We start from the raw sequence: 21,980 nt of genomic DNA, 5'->3' as shown, positions 1-21,980 counted from the left end.
ACTTTCCGTATTTGTCAGTCTCACTAACCTCTCTGTCAGTCGAACAGGGAACATTCGGTTGAACAAGCTATCTCACTTTAATATTCAGCAGAGAGTTGAGATGTCGCTATGTTCGAAGGAGAGCTCAGCCCTGCCAGCCCTGCCAGTGCTGCAGAGCTGAGGCAGGTACTTGATTCCAGTCAATCTTCTCATACCCGTCCTTCTGGTTCGGGGCGCGCCAGCTCGCCTGATTATTTTCAAGCTATATCGTTGCTGTCGCCAGGGTCTTTTTTTCCCTCAGAGTTCCAACTCCCCACAATAGAGACTGATCTAAGAGATCGTGACCTTTCTATAACCAGTCCCTTAACCTCATATTTGCGTCTGCCTGTTCAGACACATTCTATTGCCGTGCAAACGGAAAAAGAACTCCCTTTAGCGTCATGTTCCATTGGGTTACAGGTGGGGCCAGAGAGCTTTCAGCACGCTATTGCCACTCAGCCTTTTTCGGGCAGAGTCCTTCCCGTTGAGAATGAATCTGATTCCGAACCTGAGGAGGAAGTGGATACTCTTATTCGAATTCCTCTTATCACAACTGTGTCAAGACGGCTTCAACTGACAGAAAGGCAATCCATTGAAGCCGAATTGCAACAGAAAAAGGATATGCTGAAAGCGTTAAAGGAGGATCGAGATAAAAAAAACAGTGCGTTGAGGCGCATCAGGGGAGAAAGAATGCGGTTGTTGGGGCAGGTTGAAAATTTTTCCATCCATCTGAGTTTGATTCAGTCCCAACTTTCTGAGCTGACTGAGTCCAGAGAATCACTCGAAGAGAAGGAGAAGGAGAGTGAGGTTGAAAAGTGGCAACAAGTGGCCAGCACGCGTGAGTCTCTGTTAAACACAGAAAGAAAAGATGCTGAACAGTTAAGAAAAGATCTTCGTATGCACAAGGATACGGTCCAGCACGCCAAGGAACAAATCAGAAAGTTATTGGAGGATCTGAAAGCGGCTGCCTCAGAGAAAAATAAGCTACAGCAACAGGTTGAAAATCTTGAAGAGCAGAAAACAACCTTGGAAAATGCTCTGTCTGATAATGAGTCACTTATCCTGGACCTGACAAAAGGTTTTAAAGAGGCGAGCCAGAAACTGCATCAACAGGAACTTTCTGCTGAGCTCGCCAAAGCGGATCTGAAAGATGAACTTGATCGATTAAAGAAAGAAGTCACTCGTCTAACGACAGAATATACAAAAAGTCAGCCTGCATTGTCCCGTGCTATTGATAAAGCAAAAACATTTAAAGAGTTGGCAGATAGCAAGACGGCTGAAGTAGCCAGGCTTACAGTAGAGTCCGACAAGGCTGACAAGGCTAAAGTCGCACTGGCAAAACTCGAACAAGATCATCAGCAAGTGCAGGCTCAGATTGATAAGCAGAAAAAAGTTATTGATGCACTCAATAGTCATCATGAGCATGCCTGTCATCAAAAAAACCTGTTGGAAGCAGAGTTAAACACACTGAAAGATAATCATAAGGCCCTGACCGTAGAACGAGATCAATCGTTGTCTAATCAGGAGCAACTTCAGGAACAGTTTAGAAAGGCTAAAGAAGATTTTCAGAGTCAGCTGGAAGCATTGGATACTTTTTCAGATGAACAGCAAAGCTTGGCGCAAACCAGTCAAGAAGCGTTACTGAAAGCTCGAGAAGAGGTTGACGAGCTTAAGCAGGAGCTTGAAGTGATGAGTGCCAGCAACAAGTCTCTCACTGATCAGATATCACTGAAGGCATCTGAACTATCGAAATTACTGAAAGAGCAACAGCAGCTGCGAAATCAAGTCGCAGAACTGGTGTCACTTCAGCCAGAACTGGAGCAAGCTCGCAGCCAGCTTAATGCCATAAAAGAGGAGCTGACGTCTTCCAAAGAGTTACTTGAAAAGGAACAAAGCGCTCGCCAAACCCTCATCAGGGTATTGGCTGAACAACAGTCGCAAAACACAGTATTAAAAGAGAATGAGCAACGCAGGCTGGATGAGGTGGCGCGTTTGCAGAAACAGCTTGAACAAAAACAACGTGAACTGGATGACAGCCACAGAAGTCATGAAGAATCGTTACTGGATTCCAGTGTTCAGCTTGAGGCGGCAAAAGCCCGTGAAGGCATGCTCCTCTCAGACCTTGACCGGCAGAAGAAACGACTGGAAGAGGAAATGAAACAGTCCGCACGCTATAAAAGTTTATGTGTGGGGTTAATAGCTTCCCCGAATCCAACAGAGCCAGATTCACCGGGTTATTTTATGGAGTTGGATGAAGGGGGTGAAGGGGATGAAGGGGATGAAGGGGATGAAGGGGATGATGATCCGGAAATGGAGCATGACCCATCAGGCTCTCTGCCCTCATCAAAGTCTCCTTCTATACCGGATCCCGGTGCCAAGACGCCAGAAGACTTATCAAGCACGCCTGTACCTTCACCGACAGGCAACCATGAAATGGAGCATGAAATGGAGCATGAAATGGAGGTCTGGGCTAGCAGTAGACAGGGGACACCCGAGCCTCCTGTCGTTTCAAAAAAGAAAGATCAGGAGGCGTCAGGCTTTACACCCTTTATGTTTCCGGTTGAAGAAGAATACGACAGTGATCAGGATCCCGACTTTGACCCGGATGCAGAGGATGATGTGGAGGTCGTATGGCAAAAAGAAATGGGCGTTCAAACCGATCCGGTCACTTCTCTGCAGCCTCTGGAGGAACTTCTTGCAGCTGGCATGGAGTCTGACTGGCCTGAAGAGGCCTGTATTCTTAAACGCAGAGCGATCAGTTGTCATGGGGATCTGTTTGGGGAGTTATTAGCAGAAGAGCAGGCTCTCTCTGACAAGATCAGTGAATACCTGGAAAGGCGCAGAGGAAAAGAAACGCTGTGGGGGCATCTCAGGGATACGCTCAACAACAACTTTCGCGTACCCAAATGGCCGGAGTTTAAACAGACCGGTAAATGGACTATTCCCATGGTGCGTTACGCTGCTTTTCGATTCCAGATTAAAGACGCAGATGTTTTTGAGCAGAAGGACTTCCTGGAACTTAAACACGATACGGCCGCCTATTTCTTTGCTTTGGGCCAACACGTGCTTGGCAAACCCGAACCCAGGCAGTCCGGGGTGACCTTCAACTTCAAAGCGGTTGGTTTGAAAATCCCTGAGTGCGCAATGTTCAAAGAAGGGGTTGATGAGTGGACACCAGCGGTTGTTTATTTTCTGGCCTGGTATTTCAGGGAAGCGGAAACTACGCCGAAAGAACACCTCAAGAAAATATTGGCGGTATTGAGTCTTTCCTCGATGGTTTACAGGCAGGTTGTTATTGAGTACGTAGCCAAGTTTCTTGATTGGCATCCCATTGAGGGTCGGGAAGTGGTTTACGATGCTGATACCGAGAAAGCTATTTCTCATCGTTCCAATGAAATGAATATCTCAGGAGAAGGCATCGGCAGTAAGGTAGAGGTGCCTGCTGATATCTTACTGAAGTCGGGTGTTCTGTTTAAAGAGGGGGTTAAAACCCGGTCTGGAAACTGGACAGCAACCGCTCTTAAAAATCAGTTGGAAGAAGCTGGGCTGGTGGTAGAGCTGACAGAGGCAAGAGGTAAACAGGATGTCTTTGAGTCTATCAGGACTGCAGCCCACAAAAGGCAGTTGGAAGTTTACAAACGATGCCTGATGCAAGCAGTGGAATTTCATCCCGAAAACCTGCGCCACACGATTGATGGTCAGAAAAAGCGCAATAGCAAGCGAGCCTACAATGAGCTGTACCCTATTGATGGTACCACTGTTGATGCAGAACCTATGGACACTGCCAGGTTTCTTCTTTCCTGTCTCTTCTATCTGGATGATGGCTTTAAGCTATTTAAAAAGGATACGGTTTTTGGCTTTACCAATAAAATACTCAAGCTGATTGAGCCACAAGTGAGAGGTAGAAAACGGGATAAGAAGTTGCAGGAAATCGTGAATAAGCTGCTGGTTTTAAAGCTTTCCGCTTCCGTCAATAACAGCAGTGTGCTCAGGGAAATTAGAAAACTCGAGGCTTTTAAGTGCGTTGCTGATGAATGGACGGAGGAGGATCTGGTCAGGAAAAGGAGCAAGTTGCCCCCGGTGCAATGGAGTGATGACGAAAAAACGACAGGACACTATCAGCAAACGACCAGGGGCGCTTCGCGAGTAGCCTATGCAGAGAAGGTAAAAGCTGGTGAGGCGCCAGGCAGAAAGCGAAAGACAGACGATATCCCTTCTGGTAGCAAAAGGCCAAAAGAATAGCTCATAAAAAAGCAGGCACTCAGTAAAAGAAAAGTCACCACAAAAAAGGGCAGTAAGAGGTAGTAAGAGGTAGTAAGTTATGGCCAGTCCACAAACCGTCAGACCCGCTTCGTCAGTTTCGGAAACTGATTTTCAGTCCGAAAACTCCCGCACGCAGGAAAAAAACAGTGGGCGGTGGCTGTGCCATGATACCCAAGAGGTAACAGGGGAAACGATTGTCTCAGGTCATGGTGTGAGACTTGATGGCCCCAGGATATCGCCTGAGACGATATCGATCTCTTCTTCAGGTAGCTATTTTTCAGCACCTTCTTCACCGGTTCATACGAAACCTGTTTCCAGAAAGCTGATTGAGAAAGATCCCGACGATGCGCTCTTTCAATTGCTGGCATGCATTCGGGATAAGCCGGATTGTCAGGACGGTTCAAAGTTGAAATCAGCCCTGGAGCTGGGTGAGGGGATGGGCAGGAAGAGAAAGGGCAAGAATAAAAAAGGCGCCTCAGGGTTTGATGGGCAGTTTCGACAGTCAAAAGGCATCATACCTCGAGACCGTAAAGTTCTGGAGCAGTGGATTGCGGAGCATCCTCAGGAAGTTTTTTCAGTACTGTGCTTTGTATTGGTATGCAGTCAGAGTGAGGATCGCGAGCAGGCTAGCTGGGGTGCCCATTGCTTGAAGTTTCTTCTGATCTATCATCCAACGGAGACCACGGCCCAGATTCATTGTTGGCTGGCACTCTATCATCTGGAATATACCCCGCTGACGAACAGCAATAAGGTTGAGTTAATCCAGTATCTTGAAGCCGCAGCCAAAGAACGTATTCCCATGGCGCAATGGATTCTTGGAATGGGCAGTCTGGGTCTGATCAGTCAATTACCGGCAATGGAGCCCCGGCTCAGCTTTCGGAATTTGCTGGAGTCCACCAAGTTGATGAATCCGGTTGCCATATTACAGACTGGTGTCGTTAGTCCTTCCCTGCTGTATATGATGGACCCGCTGACATTTGGTCCCATGGAGGCATTGGCCAAAGAACATGAAGGGAGTATCCGCCAGGATCGCATCCAGCTGGTGGAATCAATATTGACCCCCTATGATCCGTTGTTCAAATCAGAGCTTCTTCCCTGGTTTTTCAAGCAATTGTTTGCAGTCAATGGGAAACTGGGGGCAATAGCTGACGCTCTCTCTGATATCGAACATTACCCCATCATCAGAGCTCTTCGCCCTGTCGTCAGAATGCTCGAATCCCTCAGGGATTTTGAACTTCACTATCAATTGAGTACTCAGGCTGATAGCAGTCAAATAATGTCTCTCGTGCATATGAAAAACTGTATTGCGAAGGATAATCAGCAGTACAGGAAGCTGGAGAAGATGATAGAAGAGAGCCAGGCAGAAGCTTTTGAAAAAATGCATTATTTCAAGGTACATTTCACTGACAGAGAGACTACCAGGGCAGAAAAATCCGTCAGAATGGTGCGAAAGGCTCTGGAACAGGATTATCCGGATTATTACAAAGGGCTTTTAAACTGTTTGCTTGGCATCGCTTTAGAGCTGGAGCTGGTGAAAGAGCCTGACCATCGACTTAAAGCGGCTGAGGCCTACCGTCAGGCTGCTACTCTGGCTGGCTTTACCAACCTGCTGCATTTTTCCTCTGCGGTTTATGTTAACGAGGGGTTGTACGAAAAGGCTGCTCAGGTGGTTTTTCAACTGGCTGATGCCGCTCTGGATGATGAAAGTCGGTCTGAGTATCGGAAGCTGGCAGAGTCCTATCTGGAGAAGCATGAAGAAAGCAAGCAGTGGCCAACGCTGGATGAAGCGGTGGAGTTAGCCCGACAGGTAGGACTGGACTTGTCACCAGAGAGTCAGAAGAAAAAGCAACAAAGTAAGTCTCAGAGCGTCGATTTCAGCTGGATACCACCTGAGAGTATCCGTCAGATGAAAGAAATGGAGAAAGCCAGTCCTCAAAAGAAAAGACATAAGAAGAAGGGATCGGAGCACTTTCAGGAAATTGATTCATCGAACGGGCAGAAAGGGGTGGCGCGACATGTTAGAGCGGAAGAGCGATCAGAGCCTGTTCAACCTTCTGCAACACCTCCCGCTGTTGAAAAGATAGATTCTCCTGGACTGGTTGCCATGTGCAGAAAGAGAGAGCTGGCTGATCTCCTTTTCCGAAACTGGCCTGTTGAGTTGAAGAAAGTCCCTCATGCCGCTCATAAGCTTCGAGCAGAAGGTTTGCCTGAGAAAGAGCGAAGTTTGTTGTTAGGAGCCATGAAAAAATACTATGGCCAGCCCGGTGTTGAGAGAATCCATGAAGAGTATGCCTGGCACCTGATGAGGTTACAGGATGAGCCTGTAATGTTATTTGCCATGAGCGACGAGTCATTATTGAATCGTGGTCACCGGCTTAAGCCTCTGTCCCGTGAGACGCTCAAAAAAGCGGAACTGCACTTGAGAAAAGCTCTGGCCATCAAGTTGCAATTGCCTTTGTCTGATTTACCTGAAGATCCACTCAATGAGGCTGAAGCCATTGCTGAAAGTATTGCTGCACAGTTTGAAAATGAACACGATAGACGCTGCTATTGGAAAGGATTTACCTGCATCATGAGCTCATTCGGTCATCTTTACGATCGCATGGGAGGTCTGTCGTACCAGGCGGGCCATACGGGCATGGATCAGAAGAGTTATCAGGCCTATGGACATAAACGTCACTGATGCAGATGATAACTATTTCATTGAGATTGAGTAATACAAAGGATGAAAGAGCAATATCTTTTTGTGTATGGAACCCTCCGGGAAAGGGCAAATCATCCCATGCACAAGGTGATTCAGCAGTCTTGCCGGTTGATGGGAAGTGCTTTTTTCAGGGGTAGGCTTTATCAGCTTGAGCGTTATCCTGCAGCCATTGAGTCCGATGATAAGAAGGACTATGTTTGGGGAGAAGTCTATCAGCTGGTTAACCCTGAAACGGCTCTTCCGTTTCTGGATTCTTATGAAGGTTGTACTGATCAGGATCCCTTGCCTCATGAATATCAACGACAATTAGTTGATGTAACGCTTTACGATCATCGCCGGGTTAAAGCCTGGGTTTATATCTATGTTCTGAAGACTGACGGACTTCACTGTATTGAATCCGGGGATTACCTGAAGTTCGTCAAAGCAAAACGAGTTGCCAGCTCATAACACTCTTGAATCTCAGCAGTTCACCTGATAAGACTGATTACTGTCTATAGATGTTATATGTCGTATTTAAAACGGGTAGCTCCCTGAACCAAGAACAAAAAAGGAAATGACATGTTTTTTATTACAGTCGATGAAGAGATACGACTGCAGCTGGTCAATGATTCTATAATCCCCCGGTATCTTGAGTTACTGGAAGAGAGCAGGGACTATCTTTCCCAATGGCTGCCTTGGCCCAAGTTCTGTAATACCGAAGAAGGCTTCAAAGCTTTCGTTAAACGATCACTGCACGATTATGCCGACGGCAAAAGCCTGACCTGTGCTATTGAGTTTCAGGGGAAAGTGGTCGGAAACATCAGCTTTAATGCTATCCGTCATGATCTCAAGATGGTTGAGATAGGTTACTGGCTGGGTGAGCCTTATCAAGGCCATGGCATTATTACCCGAGCTTGCCGGTATCTTTGTGATTATGCCTTTAATGAACTGGGTATGGAGAAAGTGCAGATAGCAGCGGCAGAAGAAAATCTGTCCAGTCGTGCGGTTTGTGAAAGGTTGGGTATGAATCTGGAAGGCATTATTACGCATCGGGAAAAGGTGGGTGACAGAGTGCTCAGTCATGCCATATACGGCTTGAGAAAGTCAGCTTGATCTATTGATTGTTGAAGGCGCTGGCGTTCAGGTGGTCTGATCGCCAGCGATTCTCAACTACTACAGCGCTTCAATCAGCTTTTTGCCAATATCCGTGTGGTGCTGCATTCCGTCAAATCCATCGGTAATGGCTTCAGGGCCAAAGGCCATAACAGAAACCGGTGTGCTGGTGTGAGTACCAGTCCCCCAGACGATGTTTTGTTGTTCAGCCAGTTCACGGGCCAACAGGTTGCCCTGGATTTCATCACCGTAAACGTAAAAAGCGCGGAAGTCCTTCACCGCTGGCAGGGTTTCAGCGGCCAGGTATTTGTGACCTTTTGCCTTGAATGGGTTAGGAGAGCGCTCCAGAACGCGGGCAGCCTGTTCTTCGGTAATGCTGAACGGACCGGATTCAGAGACCACTTTCGCCAGGGCAGCAGGGGTCTGTTCTTTAACGGGCAGGTTTTGGAATTCGCCAATAATGCCGTAGAAGCTGGCTTTCTGTTGGTACAGGTTATCCAGGATCTGTGGAGCACCAAAGTTAAAGTTTGGTTTGTAATCCCGTTGGGTGAACGCTGAACCTGGCAGCTTGCTGGCCTGTGGAAGGCTGGCAGCAGAATAGCTGAACCCGAAAGAGCCGGTTTCATGATCAGCAGTGACGACAACCAGAGTGTCATCACGGTCTGAGGCCCATTCGTAAACCGCAGAAACGGCTTCATCAAACTTCAGCAGTTCGTGCAGCATGGTAGCGGCATCATTATTGTGTGCCGCCCAGTCAATCTGACCACCTTCGACCATCAGGAAAAAACCGTCCTTGTCTCTGGAAAGAACGTCCAGAGCTTTCAGAGTCATTTCTTTCAGGGTAGGTTCTGTTCGTTTAGAACTGTTTTTGGTCTGGGTGTAAGCAATGCCATCCAGCATGCCGGAATAGGCAAAGAGACCCAGTACTTTGTCACCCTTGGCGGCTTCCAGCTGTTTGCGGTTGAACGCAAGATGGTATCCGGCGTCCTTGGCTTCAAGCACCAGGTTGCGCTCATCTTTTCGCTTGGATTTTATTTTTACATCACCTTCGCTCAGAGCCACCAGATCCTGGTATACCTGTCCTTTGTCGTTCACAGCTTTTGGAATCCAGTAACGAATTCCGCCGGAAAGCATGACGTCGACTCCGGTTGCCAGCATGTCTTCAGCTATCTGGTTCTCCATGGAACGGTGAGCACGGTGCGAAGCAAAAGAGGCAGGCGTTGCATGAGTGAGGCGAGTGTCGGAAACCAGGCCTGTTGCTTTACCCATTTTCTTGGCTTTTTCAAGAACGGTCTCTGCCGGGTTGCCCTCGTGGTCCAGGCCAATAGCTTCAGAAGGAGACGCTTTACCGGTCGCCAGCTGGCTGGCAGAACTGGCAGAATCTACGACAACGGAGCCATGAGGGTATGTCATAGACAAACCAACGGTACCGGCATTGGACAAGGTGGCCATGGCCGTCTTACCATCTTTGTAGATTGAGCTGGGGGCCAGGCGGGCGTAGCTCTCAAGCATGCTGAGCTGCTGTGGGCCCATGCCGTCACCAATCATCAGGATGATGTTTTTGGCTTTGTCAGCATCGGCCATGGCGTTGAAGGAAACTGCTGCAATGGATAAAGCCAGAGTGCAGGCGCGTTTTCTGAGCTTCATTGTGTACTCCATTTTCAAATTATTGTTCTTCTTGGATGTTTTTTTGCTAATTCTTGATAGCGCAACGATCAAACGGACGATATTAGAGTCTTTTCCTTTTACATATGCAATAAAAATCCGTACCTTTTACCACCTTCAAATTCAGGCACAGAAAAAATACGACGTTATAAGTGCTTTACGTCATAAATCAGCCTTGATCGACTGAAACTATTTTTCGTTCTCTAGGAGTCTGTCGGACTTAGCACTGACCTACTGCGAAAAAGCCGGATTTGGCCATTTTTTATGATTCTTTTCGTTGAATAGCTCGCTATTCGCCTCAAATAATCATAAAAACTGTCTCAAACCGGACTTTTCCTCGCTACGGTCGGCTAAGTCCGACAGGCTCCTAGGGAGTGAAAATTAGTTTCACGGAAATAAAGGGTGTCTGAGCTTCCTGAGAATAAAGAAAAAAATGGAGAATCGACATGAAGTCGTATCGGCAGCATCTGCTGTTCCTCGCTGTACTACTTCCCATGTTAAGTAGTTCGGTTCAGGCTGCTCCCCGGGAGACGGTGACACTCTGCAGTGATAAAGCCTATTGGTTTCCTTTTACCTTTCTGAAGGACTACCGGGCAGAGGGTCTGTTTGTTGACATGATCAAAGAAGTTGGGCTGAGAACCAATACTCGGTTTGTGATCAGGCCGGCTAATTGGACCCGCTGTCTGAGACTGGCAAAAAAAGGTCAGGTGGATGGTATTCTAGGAGCGTCGTATAAAGAGGAGCGTGCCCAGTGGATGCATTATCCTTCCGATGCCACCTCTGGCAAGCCATCTCCTTTCAGTATGAGTCTGGTGGATTATGTGATTGCCACTCCGCTGGGCAGCCGGTATGTATTCAAGGGTGATAGTTCCAGTCTGCCAGAGCCGGTACGTGTGCCCAGATCCTACTCCATTGCCAGTGATCTGGGCAAAACAGGGGTAGAGGTTAAGGCCAGTTTTGCGAGTGATCGGGCCGCGCTGTTGAGTCTGGTGAAACAGAAAAACGGGTCTGCGGCTTTGCTGGGGAGTATTGCCAACGAGCTGGCTGTTAATGATGGCTTTTTGAAAGGGCAATACCAGATTCAGACGGTCAAACTCAAAGCTAAAGATTATTTTCTGACTTTTTCCCACAAAAGCGAGATGACAGAAGAGAAGCAGGGGGAACTCTGGAGTGCTCTGAAGTCAGTGAGAAGCGATGAAGAGTTGATGTCACATTTCTATGAAAGTTATGCAGGCAAAGACGGCTGAAACTCGATTATGGCCAGCTTCAGGTAAGCTGGCCATACATCAAGGGGCTTGTTTTAGAAGGGAAACTTCTTGCCGCCGCCGGGAGGTAGCATTCCCCCCATGCCACCAGCACCGCCGGGCATCTGACCTTTCATGCCACCGAGACCGCGCATCAGTTTGTTCATGCCGCCTTTCTTGGTGACTTTCTTCATCATCTTACTCATCTGCTTGTGCTGCTTGATCAGACGATTGATGTCCTGAATCTGGGTGCCAGAGCCTGAAGCGATACGCTTTTTGCGGGAACCGTTCATGATATCCGGATTTGAGCGCTCCGCCGGAGTCATGGAGTTAATGATGGCTTCCATCTGGACAAAAACCTTGTTGTCCACCTGGCCAGCCATATTGGAAGGCATCCCTGGCATACCCGGTAATTTGTCCATCACACCCGCAAGACCGCCCATTTTCTTCATTTGCTGAAGCTGGTCACGGAAGTCTTCCAGGTCAAAACCCTTGCCCTTTTTCAGTTTGTTGGCAAGTTTGTCGGCCTTCTTCTTGTCGAGCTTTTGTTCTGCTTCCTCGATCAGGGAGAGAACGTCACCCATGCCCAGAATTCGGGAGGCGATACGATCAGGGTGGAAAGGATCCAGAGCATCGGTTTTCTCACCGACACCGATGAATTTAATGGGCTTGCCGGTAATATGACGAACCGACAGTGCCGCACCACCTCGGGCGTCACCATCCGCTTTGGTCAGAATAACACCTGTCAGAGGCAGGGCGTCACCAAAGGCTTTAGCGGTATTGGCAGCATCCTGACCAGTCATGGCGTCAACCACAAACAGGGTTTCGACAGGATTAATCGCGCCATGCAGTTCCTGGATTTCTTCCATCATGTCGCTGTCGATGTGCAGACGACCAGCGGTATCGACAATAACTACGTCGATGTGCTTGAGACGGGCTTCCTGAATAGCAGCGGTGGCAATATCAACCGGCTTTTGCTGGTTGTTGGATGGGAAAAACTCCACATCCACTTCAGCTGCCAGAGTTTCCAGCTGTTTGATAGCCGCAGGGCGGTAGACGTCGGCACTGACCACCAGAACCGATTTTTTGTGGCGTTCCTTGAGGAATTTACCCAGTTTGGCAACAGAGGTGGTTTTACCCGCACCCTGCAGACCGGCCATCAGCAGGACAGCAGGTGGCTGGGTCGCCAGGTTCAGCTCATCATTAGCTGCACCCATCACCTCGATCAGTTCAGCCTGAACGATCTTGACGAAAGCCTGGCCCGGGCTCAGGCTGGCTTGAACTTCCTGGCCAACAGCCCGTTCTTTGATTCGGCTGATGAACTCCTTGACCACTGGCAAGGCAACGTCCGCCTCCAGCAGAGCCATACGGACTTCGCGGAGGGTTTCTTTAATATTGTCTTCAGACAGTTTCGCCTTGCCGGTGACGTTGCGAAGCGTCTGCGACAGGCGTTCGGTTAAATTCTCGAACATCCAGGTTACCTTGGAAAAACCTTAAAGTAAGGTGTATACCCGTTTCCCCGTGGATATGAGGTTGTTACTGCACATATCTTCAATTGAAACGGGTCATAAATTCATAGATGGAACCATTATATCCAATCTCGGGCAAAAGGGGCAGCGTCAGCGTTACTGCTTATTCAACGGTCAGGGTGAGGCGCGCTATAAAGATTCAATTCATCCAGGTCGATCACCACCTGGCTGTGGTGCTTGAATAAGCGAGATTCCAGGAAATCATACTGACCTTCAGTGATCTTAAAGGTATTTCTGTAGTAAAAATGACCAGCTTTTACCTCTGAATCGTTTTGCGTGATGGTCCACAGAGAAGAGCAAACATGACTTCCAATAAATTTGCTCAAACCGTTCTTAGTTCAGTGATCAGATCAGTCATTGAAGTTGCTGCCAATGAGTAGTAAATATCGCTCATTCTCCCCATCTCGCTGAAGAAGTCATCCCATTGTTCTTCTGAAGAGTCGGCCTCGAGTGCCTGTGCGAGGGTGTGGCAGAAGTGCACTTGCTCGGGTATATTCAGCTTTATGGGTGTGTTGGGTTGTTCAAAAACCGTTTTTTGTTTTTTGGTCAGTTTTAACTTCAGCTCTTCCAGTGTGTTGCGTTTGCATGAATTTTGGCTGTGTCTGACCAGAATGTCTTGCAGTTGCTCAAGACGTTTCAATTTTAGTTTGCGATGGGCTTCTAATTTTAGTTTGCGATGGGCTTCTTCTGGCAGCCTCAGTTGAATGGGGAGTGTTTCTGAATGTTCTGCTGAAATTGTTGTGTCGAACACTGACTTTGTCTCAGATGATTCAGGTGTTTCTGGTTTGCTGCTGGTTGATACAACAGGGGAAAGAATAGGTATTTCAATACTGGCCGTAAGAGAATCAGTGTCTTTCTTTGAAATGTCGGGTGAGGTTTGTTCTTCGGATACTGGTGATGCAGGAGAGGTTGCACTTAAGGTGTTCTCACTGTCATATTCGCTCTCACTGTCAGAGAAAAGCTGCTCGGTTGCAAGTTGCTGTTGTCCGTGCACGGGTTGGGCCGATCTTGGTATCGCCTGTTGCTGAGCCGCAAGCTGCACGTTCTGGTCGTGAATGATATTAATGTAATCGATATAGTCTCTCAACAGGACTTCAGGTGATTTACTTAGAAGATTTAGAAAGGCTTTGGCGCAGTGGTATGAGAGCTCGATATGCACCATCAGCTGGTTCTGTTTTTCTATGATTTGCTCCATAAGTTTTTTAGCCAGATAGATCATAGGGATTAAGTGGTGTTTTTCTCCGGCGCTTACTGATGCAGCTTTCTCTGTGTTATCCAGAATGCTAGCCAGAAGATCAAATTCCTCTGGTGTCAGGCTTTGCTGTAACTGTTCTACGGCGGCGTCTTGGTTCATCCTGATCAGCAGGTTGGCTTGAGTGACGAGCACTTCATACAAGGCAGGGCATTCATTGTATCTAATGCCATCAGGGCATAACTCAGATATGTAGCCGTAGAGGTTCAGGTGCTGAATGATAGGTACTACTTTATCGATATGACACTCAAAAGGGCAGGGTTCGGGAGCCGTTAGCTGGCGCGCTAAGGGCAATGATGCGGGTATAAGTTTCTGCAGAGAGCTCTGTGGGATGGTCTGCACCGATTTGTCTGATCCGCAGGGAGAGCTTAAAGGCTGATCTGAAGAAGTAAGTGGTAAATCTTCATTACAGTAGAGGCGATTGCTGCCTGTATCTGATTCAGACAGATTTAGAGTACCTTGAGTGGTTCCTTCTCTTGATCCTACTCCAAACATAAGTGACTCCTTCCAAAAATGATTTTCCTGATAACTGTTGGTGTCCTGGGAGGACGTTTGGTTCCGGGTGGTTAGTAATTCTGGCAGTTTGGTTATGAGTATTAACAGATGTGTGTGGTGGGAAAGAAAGAGTCAGCTTTCTCAGTCTCTCAATGTCATTGTCTTTAACGCATTGTCTTTAACGCATTGTCAAACTGCACTGTCAGTAGATTCGCTGTATTCACCAATAATGTAATTTGCATATGTTATAGCTTCAACCTTATTAGATTTTGTGCCCTGCAGGTTCTGGGTTAGCGTCTGATTAATAGATGAAGCGGTCGAACCTGATTCAAATATTCCATGGGGGAGGGGAGTACCTGATCTTGTGCCAGACTGAGCATCAAGCCTTGGAACTGCCGTGAAGCTTGAGACAGTTTCTGGGAACAATATTCCACAAATTTGCTAAGCGAACAGAGTGTAAAATTGTAGAAGGGCACTTGATGCGAGATCACGTACATATTTGCATCAGTATTCCACCAAAATATTCTGTTTCCTACGTCGGTGGTTATCTGAAAGAAAAGTGTGCAATAGCTATTGCGAGGCACTTCAAAGGTAGGCAGCAAAATGTTTCTGGTGAGCACTTTTGGGCAAGAGGGTGTTTCGTCAGCACAGTCGGTCCTGATAAGCGTGGATTCGACTTTTCCTATGGGTCATCGATGAAATTTGTGCCCGGCCATGGTGTCCATACGCTGGATATGACAAACTCACTCTCTATAGAATAGAAAAGTTCCTGGTATCCCTCTGGCTCACCCTGTTTCTGCTCTTAAATATGGCTTTTAACAGGTCTGTAATCAGGAAAATTTCAGATGGAGGTTATAACAGATTCAATGAATGTCATGCTCGTCAGTATCGGGGCCATTGTTTTTTATGCAGTGGGAATGGTCTGTCAATGGGGAAGAATTACGGGTCGTGGTGGGGCTAGAAATGTGGTGTTGCTGGCTACTACTGCCGGAGCTCTTCTACATACTTTTTCGCTCTATTTTTCCATTCATACCGACAAGGGAACCAACCTTGGCATTCTGACCATCAGTTCCCTGACGACGCTCATGGTAACTCTAGTGGTGCTGCTTAGCAGTTTGCGAAAGCCCTCTGAGAGCCTGCTGGTCACTATTCTGCCTTTCACCATTCTTTCTGTGCTGGTGGCCTGGCTGGCGCCGGTGGAACATATATTCCAGTCACCCACACTGATGGTTGTTCATGTGCTCTTGTCGGTGTTGGCCTATGGCTTGCTCATGATGGCTGTCTGTCAGTCTCTGTTGTTGGCCTATCAGGAAAAGCAACTCAGAAGTCATAACCAGAAGCGTTTGCTGAAGGCGCTGCCACCCTTGCAAACCATGGAAAAGCTGTTTTTTGAATTTCTTTCTGTGGGTGTGATTCTGCTGACTTTGTCGCTGATCTCGGGCTTCTTGTATATCGACAATATGTTTGCCAAAGAGATGCTCCACAAAACGGTACTCTCTCTGGTGGCCTGGGTGTTGTTTAGCACTTTGTTAATAGGGCACTGGGTTAATGGTTGGCGCGGCCAAAAAGCCATGCGCTGGACAGTGGCCGGCTTTATTCTTTTGCTGGTGGCCTATTTTGGCTGGCGAACCGTAGTGGACTTTATTCTGGTTCGATAATGTCTTCCGGAGCAAGGCGTGATTCCTGCTCCTCATTCCTCCGCGATTTCCATCTTTTTATTAACCCTGTGATCCTTGCCGCTTGAGATCTGCATAAGCCTGTCTATTGTTTGTGGCTATGAAAATGATAATGACCATTAAACTCAGTAAAACGCTTCTGGTGATTGCAGCTGCTTTTTTTAGCTCTCTAGTTGTGTTTAATAATCTGGTGGATTACCCGAGCAATTACCTTTACGTCCAGCATGTGCTGTCTATGGATACGACAGGCAATGGTGTTCAGGCTGGTTGGCGTGCAGTTCATAATCCCGGCGTATGGAAGCTTATATACAATCTGATTATCGCAGCTGAAACAGTGATCGCACTGTTATGTTGGATAGGGGGCTTTCGTATGGTTCTGAATCTAAAAAACTCGGAATTTCATGAAAGTAAAAGTCTGGCGCTGGTTGGATTAACCTTGGGTGTTTTACTCTGGTTTCTGGCTTTTATGGGCGTTTCAGGGGAATGGTTCCTGGCTTGGCAGTCCCGGAGCTGGAATGGTATTCAGCCAGGGTTTCGGGTGGCTACCCTGTTTTTACTGACTCTGCTCTATATAAGTCAGGAAGAAAAATAAAAGTGTTTGGGGTTCACAGGACTAAACGTTATGATCACTGGTTTGATAATCAGAATCTGAACAGGCGATTTCAGTCTTGAGTGAAGCATCCACCAGTCTTCTTTTGGCCGTTCTGGCTTTTTTAATGTTGCTGTCGGCTTTTTTTTCCAGTTCGGAAACCGGCATGATGGCCCTCAATCGCTATCGCCTTCGTCATCTGGTTCGCAAGAATCACACAGCGGCCAAAAGAACGCATCGGTTGCTTGAACGGCCTGACCGCTTGATTGGTGTGATTCTGATAGGTAACAACTTCGTCAACATTCTCGCTTCTGCGCTGGCTACTCTGGTGGCGGTTCGACTCTGGGGTGATAGCGGTATTGCTATTGCAACGCTGGGGTTGACGGTAGTGGTTCTGATTTTTGGTGAAGTGACACCCAAGACGGTGGCCGCGCTCTATCCGGAAAAAATTGCCTTTCCCGCTTCCTTTATTCTCACGCCATTGCTGAAACTCTTCTACCCACTGGTGGTGGTATTAAACTGGGTTTGCAGTTTCCTGTTAAGGCCTTTTGGAATCAAGCCGGGTCAGGCTGCAGAAGATCAGTTGAACGTAGAAGAATTACGCACCATTGTGACTGATCCTGGCATGTTACTGCCGCAAAAAAGACGGGGGATGTTGCTGGGAATTCTGGATCTGGAGAACGTCCGGGTCGATGATATTATGGTACCCCGCAATGAAGTTATCGGAATTGATATTGATGATGACATCAAAGATATTCTGGACCAGTTGAGAGCGTGTCAGCACACGCGGCTTCCGGTTTTTCGTGGAGATGTAAACAACCTTGTGGGCATGCTGCACATGAGGAAAGTCGCCCGATTGCTCAGCCAGGAAGAAGTGAACAAAGCGATTTTGATGCAGGAAACAACAGAGCCTTATTATGTTCCGGAAAGTACGCCGTTACATACCCAGCTGTTCAATTTCCAAAAATCCAAAGAACGGGTAGCACTGGTTGTTGATGAATATGGCGATATTCTTGGTCTGGTGACTCTGGAAGATATTCTGGAAGAAATAGTCGGCGACTTTACCACCGATGTGTCCGACTCCAGTCCGGATATTACCCCTCAACAAGACGGCAGCTACATTATTGATGGCTCCGCTTCTATTCGAGACATTAATCGTTCTCTGGGTTGGAAATTACCCACTGAAGATGCACGAACCATTAATGGCCTGATCACTGAAATCATGGAATTCATTCCTGAGTCCAGCGTTTGTCTCAAGGTAGGCGAATACCGCTTTGAGATTCTCCAGGTCAAAGATAACAGGGTGAAAGCAGTGAAAATATTCACTGCCTGATCAGCTTTCAGCTTTCAGCTTTCAGCTTTCAGCTTTCAGCTTTTGTCCGCTTCATAGAGTTCCAGAGGTAAGCCGTCAGGGTCCTGAAAAAAAGCAAAGCGCCTGCCGGTGTATTCATCGATTCTTATGGGCTCAACAGAAACTGCTTTTTCTTCCAGTTGGGTCACTGCTTCCGCCAGATTATCGACTTCAAAAGCGATGTGACGAGCACCTGCCGCTTCCGGTTGTGTCATGCGATCAGGTGGGGCAGGGAAAGAGAACAGTTCGATCAGATAATCAGAGCCTAAAGCCAGGTCCAGCTTCCAGGACTGCCTTTCTTCCCGCCAGTGTTCCTTTAAAAGCCTGAATCCGAGAGTGTTGATATAGAATGTTTTGGATTTCTGGTAATCAGAACAAATGATGGCTATGTGGTGCAGCCTGTTTAACTTCAGCATGTCTACTCATCAACGGTGATTACTGGAAGCGTTTATCCACTTCCAGATGCTCGTTAAAATACGACAAATTATGAACGTATTGAAGAGCGGCCAGTTCCAGCTGTTTTCTTTTTTCTGCATCCAGTGTTTTAACGACTTTACCTGGTGACCCCATCACTACGGCACCATCAGGAATCACCGTGTTTTCTGTGATCAGTGCATTGGCACCAATAATACAGTGACGTCCAATCTTTGCCCCATTAAGCACCACTGCGTTGATACCAATCAGGGAATGATCACCAATGGTGCAGCCGTGAATCATGGCTTTATGACCTACTGTGACGCCTCTTCCCATGACAATAGGAAAACCGGGGTCAGCATGGAGGACGGCTCCATCCTGAATGTTGCTTTCTTCACCAATGGTAATGGATTCATGGTCTGCGCGAATCACCGCATTGAACCAGACACTGGTCTTGTTTTGGAGGTGAACCGAGCCTATCAGGGTTGCGTTGTCGGCTATAAAGTGTTCATCACCTTCCAGGGTGATCTGTCGTTCCTTCAGTGTGTAAATCATGTGTTGGCTGCTTTATTTCTCTGATTGGGTTTTGGCTGCCGACTATCGGATTGATAGCGGGTTTGCGGATAACTGTGGCTGACATGAAACTGTGGGGCATCCAGAGGAATGGTGGTGTTCAATCCCACGTTCAGAAACTCAACCAGCATGATGGCTGTCAGTCCCCAAATCAGATATTCACCAAACTGGTAGGAGGGCATGGAGTAGCTTTTCTCGTTCATACTCCAATGGTCAAACTGGAGGTTGTTCTGATCGATGAAAAAGTCGAGTGGTACTGTGAAAATACGATCCAGCTCTTCCACGTTGGCGTTCAGTGACAAGCCTTCTGGGACGGAGCCAATGATGGGGATCACCTTGATCCCAAACCGCGAAATGACCGGGCCCATGGTGCCCAGTATCTGGACAGAAGCAGGGTTCAGGTCAATTTCTTCTTCTGACTCCCTCAGGGCGGTGTGAATCAGGTTTTGATCCTGATCTTCTCGTTTGCCACCGGGAAAAGCCACTTCACCACTGTGTTTATGAAGGTGTGTGGCCCTTCGGGTCAGGATGACGTCAGTAGCCTGGCCCTGATTGTTGGTCACAAGGGGAACCAGTACAGCGGCTTCCGGGAGAGAGGTGTCTATACTTCTTGGCTTATGTTTGCGTAGCCTTTGTTCAATTTCTGTAATCAACATATAACACGGGAATCTCAGGCTTCCACGGCGTCATTCAGATACTGAGAAAAAGATGACATTGAAAAAGGGCGCCGTTGGAAAATTATTATTATCGCCCTGGTGACCAGTCATACCCTGCCTGTCGGGATACTTAGGGCCGGGCTGTGCATCTGCTGGTGCAAGGCTGTTTTTTCGGGCTTTAAATGATCATAACACAGATATTTTTTGCTGCATGATCAGTCTGGTAAAGAAATGGTGTGCATTTTGTATGCCATGTAAGCACCGTTAACCAGGTTGTTAAAAATTAAAATAGGGGGTCAGCATCATGTTCCGATTTCAAAGCGATTCAGGTTAAAAAGATCGAGTTTCTTCAAGCTGTTATTGGAGTGACTTCAGGTAATAATCGAGTTAAGGTGAAAGAAAGAATTTCATGGTTAGAAGGAATGACAGTGAATTTCTGCAGTGATTGTGGAGCGAAGGTCAGTAAGAAAATTCCCCAGGGCGATAACCGGCTGCGTGATGTTTGTGACAACTGTGGCAAAATTCACTATCAAAATCCGTTAATCGTTGCGGGTTGTCTACCGGTGTTTGAAGGTAAAGTGCTCCTTTGTAAGCGGGCTATTGAACCTCGAAAGGGTTACTGGACCTTACCCGGTGGTTTTATGGAGTTAGGAGAAACTCTGGAACAGGCGGCTCTTCGGGAAACCGTGGAAGAAGCTGGGGCTGAGGTGACGATTGAATCACTCTACACCCTGTTCAATATCCTCCATGTTGGTCAACTCTCTGTGTTTTTTCTGGCTCACCTGGATAAACCGGAATTCAGCGCGGGTGAAGAGAGTGAAGAAGTGGCTCTGTTCAGTGAAGATGAAATTCCATGGGATCAAATGGCTTTTAATACCATCAGCCGAACGCTTCGCCATTATTTTAGTGACCGCCAGGTCGGTGACTTCCCCCAGCGAATGGAAGACATCATTTTACCGGGTCGTAAAGTGGCTTCCTGAACAATGCCTGATTGAATAGGGGAGTCTGGATGATCATTTTGTGATTATCGAATGGCAACTCCCACCGTTATGGAAGTTGCCGGATTGAACTTAACGTTTGTCAGAAGACAGGTGTTGTCTGGCCCATTTTGCCGCACCCGTTAAGTTGCCCATGGGATAAATGTGCAGGTGTATACCGGTTAAACCTTTTTGTTCAATCCCTTGCTTTAATGCCAATACAAAGGCTTCCGGACCGACCGGTGCTATCAATGAAGTGACTTTCCAGCCATATTGTTTCATCAAGCCTAACGACGTACTAACCCGACACTGTTTGGCGAATTTTAACAGGCCTGTCAGCGTTGTGGGTCCAGGAATACCCACCCGAATTGGCGCCTCAATACCATCGCGGCGAATCTGCTCAATCCAGCGAATAACAGCTTGCGCATCGAATGACAGCTGAGTCGTGATCTCGACGTTAAAGCCACGCTCAGTTAATGCCTCATATTTACGTTTCAGATAGTCTTCCAGTACGTCATTGGGGATATGCGGATTGCCCTCAGGATAACCGGCGATACCGACTGTGGTGATATCAAACGACTGTAGGCGATCAGCAATAATTACTTCCAGTGAATCAGAGAAAGGTCCTTGTGGTCTGGCGGGATCGCCACCCACCACAAAGACACGGTCGATGTTCGCCACCTTTTTCGCTTCTGCCAGATAAGTCTCCAGAGCGGTGGCTGAATCCAGTCGTCGGGAAGAAATGATCGGCATCGGATTCAATTGGTTGGCCGCTAAGGCCTCAATGGCAAGCAGGCGTTGCTCCAGAGTCTCACTGCCGAGATAGGCGATTTTAACTTCTGTACTGGTGGCCAGCTGAACTTTTGCCTGAGCAACAGTGGCAGCCTCTCTGGCGATAATTTCCAGAGAGTAATCGGCTAATAAATGACAATCGGACATATTCATTCGATGCTGTTACTACTGTAAGTGGTTTAAGCAGCCTGCTTCATAGTGCTCGTCTGAGATTCCAGCTGTTTTGTAATGAACTCTGGCGCCTGGGTTTTCCTGCAGAGTAAAGCGTACACGACAGGTAGAACAATCAAGGTCAGCAAGCTTGAAAGCAAAGGAGCAAAAAATACCATAACGGCATTACTGAAACGAGAACACTTCAGAAAATTAACTAAGCCGTAACCATTCAGTTACCCCTACTCCATAGTTATTCACTGGGATAGGGGTTTATTTACCATATTTGAATTTTCAAGTGATCGGGTCTGACCATTGGGTCTGTTGGAGAAAGCCCAAAGGCCTGTTCAAATTCTTTCAGGTTTGACAGAGGGGCTATGGCTCGAATGGCCCCGGGAGAGTGGGGGTCATTCGCTAGGAGCCTGTCGGACTTACCACTGACCTACTGCGAAAAAGCCGGATTTGGCCATTTTTTATGATTCTTTTCGTTGAATAGCTCGCTATTCGCCTCAAATAATCATAAAAACTGTCTCAAACCGG

The 21,980-nt window shown here is 47.5% G+C and carries 17 protein-coding genes and 2 pseudogenes; 10 read left to right on the top strand and 9 right to left on the bottom strand.

Annotated features, from left to right (window positions below):
• The first annotated feature begins 108 nt into the window (after positions 1–108).
• The 4 genes from ACR2PX_RS19625 to ACR2PX_RS19610 all read left to right on the top strand — a co-directional run bounded on the left by ACR2PX_RS19625 (position 109) and on the right by ACR2PX_RS19610 (position 8,077).
• Entirely contained in the window at positions 109–4,260 is a 4,152-nt protein-coding gene (locus ACR2PX_RS19625; protein WP_434001048.1) for a hypothetical protein, read from the top strand.
• 79 nt (positions 4,261–4,339) lie between these two features.
• A complete protein-coding gene (locus ACR2PX_RS19620) occupies positions 4,340–6,964 on the top strand; it encodes a hypothetical protein (RefSeq protein WP_434001047.1) in 2,625 nt (874 codons plus the stop codon).
• 42 nt (positions 6,965–7,006) lie between these two features.
• On the top strand, positions 7,007–7,432 hold the full coding sequence (locus ACR2PX_RS19615) for a gamma-glutamylcyclotransferase family protein (RefSeq protein WP_434001046.1): 426 nt from the start codon (positions 7,007–7,009) through the stop codon (positions 7,430–7,432).
• A gap of 111 nt (positions 7,433–7,543) precedes the next feature.
• Positions 7,544–8,077, top strand: a complete 534-nt coding sequence (locus ACR2PX_RS19610) for a GNAT family N-acetyltransferase (protein ID WP_434001045.1) — start codon at positions 7,544–7,546, stop codon at positions 8,075–8,077.
• 60 nt (positions 8,078–8,137) lie between these two features.
• On the opposite strand, the gene ACR2PX_RS19605 is transcribed toward ACR2PX_RS19610, so the two are convergent.
• Entirely contained in the window at positions 8,138–9,724 is a 1,587-nt protein-coding gene (locus ACR2PX_RS19605) for an alkaline phosphatase (protein ID WP_434001044.1), read from the bottom strand.
• A gap of 464 nt (positions 9,725–10,188) precedes the next feature.
• Between ACR2PX_RS19605 and ACR2PX_RS19600 the strand changes: the two genes are divergently transcribed.
• Positions 10,189–10,989: a transporter substrate-binding domain-containing protein gene (locus tag ACR2PX_RS19600; RefSeq protein WP_434001043.1), complete on the top strand. Its 801-nt coding sequence runs from the start codon at positions 10,189–10,191 to the stop codon at positions 10,987–10,989.
• A 53-nt stretch (positions 10,990–11,042) separates the two neighbouring features.
• On the opposite strand, the gene ffh is transcribed toward ACR2PX_RS19600, so the two are convergent.
• Positions 11,043–12,458 carry a signal recognition particle protein gene (gene ffh / locus ACR2PX_RS19595; protein ID WP_434001042.1) on the bottom strand — a complete coding sequence of 472 codons (1,416 nt, stop codon included), beginning with the start codon at positions 12,456–12,458 and terminating at the stop codon, positions 11,043–11,045.
• Between the two features lie 379 nt (positions 12,459–12,837).
• The gene (locus tag ACR2PX_RS19590; RefSeq protein WP_434001041.1) at positions 12,838–14,262 is read right to left on the bottom strand and encodes a hypothetical protein; all 1,425 of its coding nucleotides are present in this window, start codon (positions 14,260–14,262) and stop codon (positions 12,838–12,840) included.
• A 401-nt stretch (positions 14,263–14,663) separates the two neighbouring features.
• On the opposite strand from ACR2PX_RS19590, the pseudogene tnpA reads away from it, so the two are divergent.
• The 3 genes and pseudogenes from tnpA to ACR2PX_RS19575 form a co-directional block, all read left to right on the top strand.
• A pseudogene (tnpA, locus tag ACR2PX_RS19585) lies at positions 14,664–14,927 on the top strand (IS200/IS605 family transposase); the annotation flags it as partial.
• Positions 14,928–15,107: 180 nt separating this feature from the next.
• Positions 15,108–15,920 (top strand): cytochrome C assembly family protein, encoded by an 813-nt coding sequence (locus tag ACR2PX_RS19580; protein ID WP_434001040.1) that lies wholly within the window; start codon positions 15,108–15,110, stop codon positions 15,918–15,920.
• 130 nt (positions 15,921–16,050) lie between these two features.
• Positions 16,051–16,530, top strand: coding sequence for a DUF2165 family protein (locus ACR2PX_RS19575; RefSeq protein WP_434001039.1), 480 nt, complete (start codon positions 16,051–16,053; stop codon positions 16,528–16,530).
• Positions 16,531–16,551: 21 nt separating this feature from the next.
• Here the strand turns inward: ACR2PX_RS19575 and ACR2PX_RS19570 are convergent, their stop codons facing one another.
• Complete coding sequence (locus tag ACR2PX_RS19570; protein ID WP_434001062.1) at positions 16,552–16,695, bottom strand: hypothetical protein; 144 nt, start codon at positions 16,693–16,695, stop codon at positions 16,552–16,554.
• Here ACR2PX_RS19570 and ACR2PX_RS19565 point away from each other — a divergent pair.
• Positions 16,655–17,860 carry an HlyC/CorC family transporter gene (locus ACR2PX_RS19565; protein ID WP_434001061.1) on the top strand — a complete coding sequence of 402 codons (1,206 nt, stop codon included), beginning with the start codon at positions 16,655–16,657 and terminating at the stop codon, positions 17,858–17,860. The genes ACR2PX_RS19570 and ACR2PX_RS19565 overlap by 41 nt on opposite strands.
• 35 nt (positions 17,861–17,895) lie before the next feature.
• Here the strand turns inward: ACR2PX_RS19565 and gloA2 are convergent, their stop codons facing one another.
• From gloA2 to ACR2PX_RS19550, 3 genes are read right to left on the bottom strand one after another with little or no spacing between them, the layout of a single operon-like run.
• Complete coding sequence (gene gloA2, locus ACR2PX_RS19560) at positions 17,896–18,294, bottom strand: SMU1112c/YaeR family gloxylase I-like metalloprotein (RefSeq protein WP_434001038.1); 399 nt, start codon at positions 18,292–18,294, stop codon at positions 17,896–17,898.
• A gap of 19 nt (positions 18,295–18,313) precedes the next feature.
• Complete coding sequence (locus ACR2PX_RS19555) at positions 18,314–18,847, bottom strand: gamma carbonic anhydrase family protein (RefSeq protein WP_434001037.1); 534 nt, start codon at positions 18,845–18,847, stop codon at positions 18,314–18,316.
• The gene (locus ACR2PX_RS19550; RefSeq protein ID WP_434001036.1) at positions 18,844–19,521 is read right to left on the bottom strand and encodes a CoA pyrophosphatase; all 678 of its coding nucleotides are present in this window, start codon (positions 19,519–19,521) and stop codon (positions 18,844–18,846) included. The genes ACR2PX_RS19555 and ACR2PX_RS19550 overlap by 4 nt, the downstream gene beginning before the upstream one ends.
• Before the next feature lie 428 nt (positions 19,522–19,949).
• Between ACR2PX_RS19550 and ACR2PX_RS19545 the strand changes: the two genes are divergently transcribed.
• Positions 19,950–20,501, top strand: coding sequence for an NUDIX hydrolase (locus ACR2PX_RS19545; protein ID WP_434001035.1), 552 nt, complete (start codon positions 19,950–19,952; stop codon positions 20,499–20,501).
• A gap of 90 nt (positions 20,502–20,591) precedes the next feature.
• Here the strand turns inward: ACR2PX_RS19545 and ACR2PX_RS19540 are convergent, their stop codons facing one another.
• Both ACR2PX_RS19540 and ACR2PX_RS19535 read right to left on the bottom strand, forming a co-directional pair.
• Positions 20,592–21,437: a methylenetetrahydrofolate reductase gene (locus ACR2PX_RS19540; protein WP_434001034.1), complete on the bottom strand. Its 846-nt coding sequence runs from the start codon at positions 21,435–21,437 to the stop codon at positions 20,592–20,594.
• 280 nt (positions 21,438–21,717) lie between these two features.
• Positions 21,718–21,852: pseudogene (locus ACR2PX_RS19535) on the bottom strand (M13-type metalloendopeptidase); the annotation flags it as partial.
• Positions 21,853–21,980 lie beyond the last annotated feature (128 nt).

Origin of the sequence: Endozoicomonas sp. (assembly GCF_051008435.1) — a bacterium.
Classification (GTDB): domain Bacteria; phylum Pseudomonadota; class Gammaproteobacteria; order Pseudomonadales; family Endozoicomonadaceae; genus Endozoicomonas_A.
This window is presented reverse-complemented; position numbering and strand designations above follow the sequence as displayed.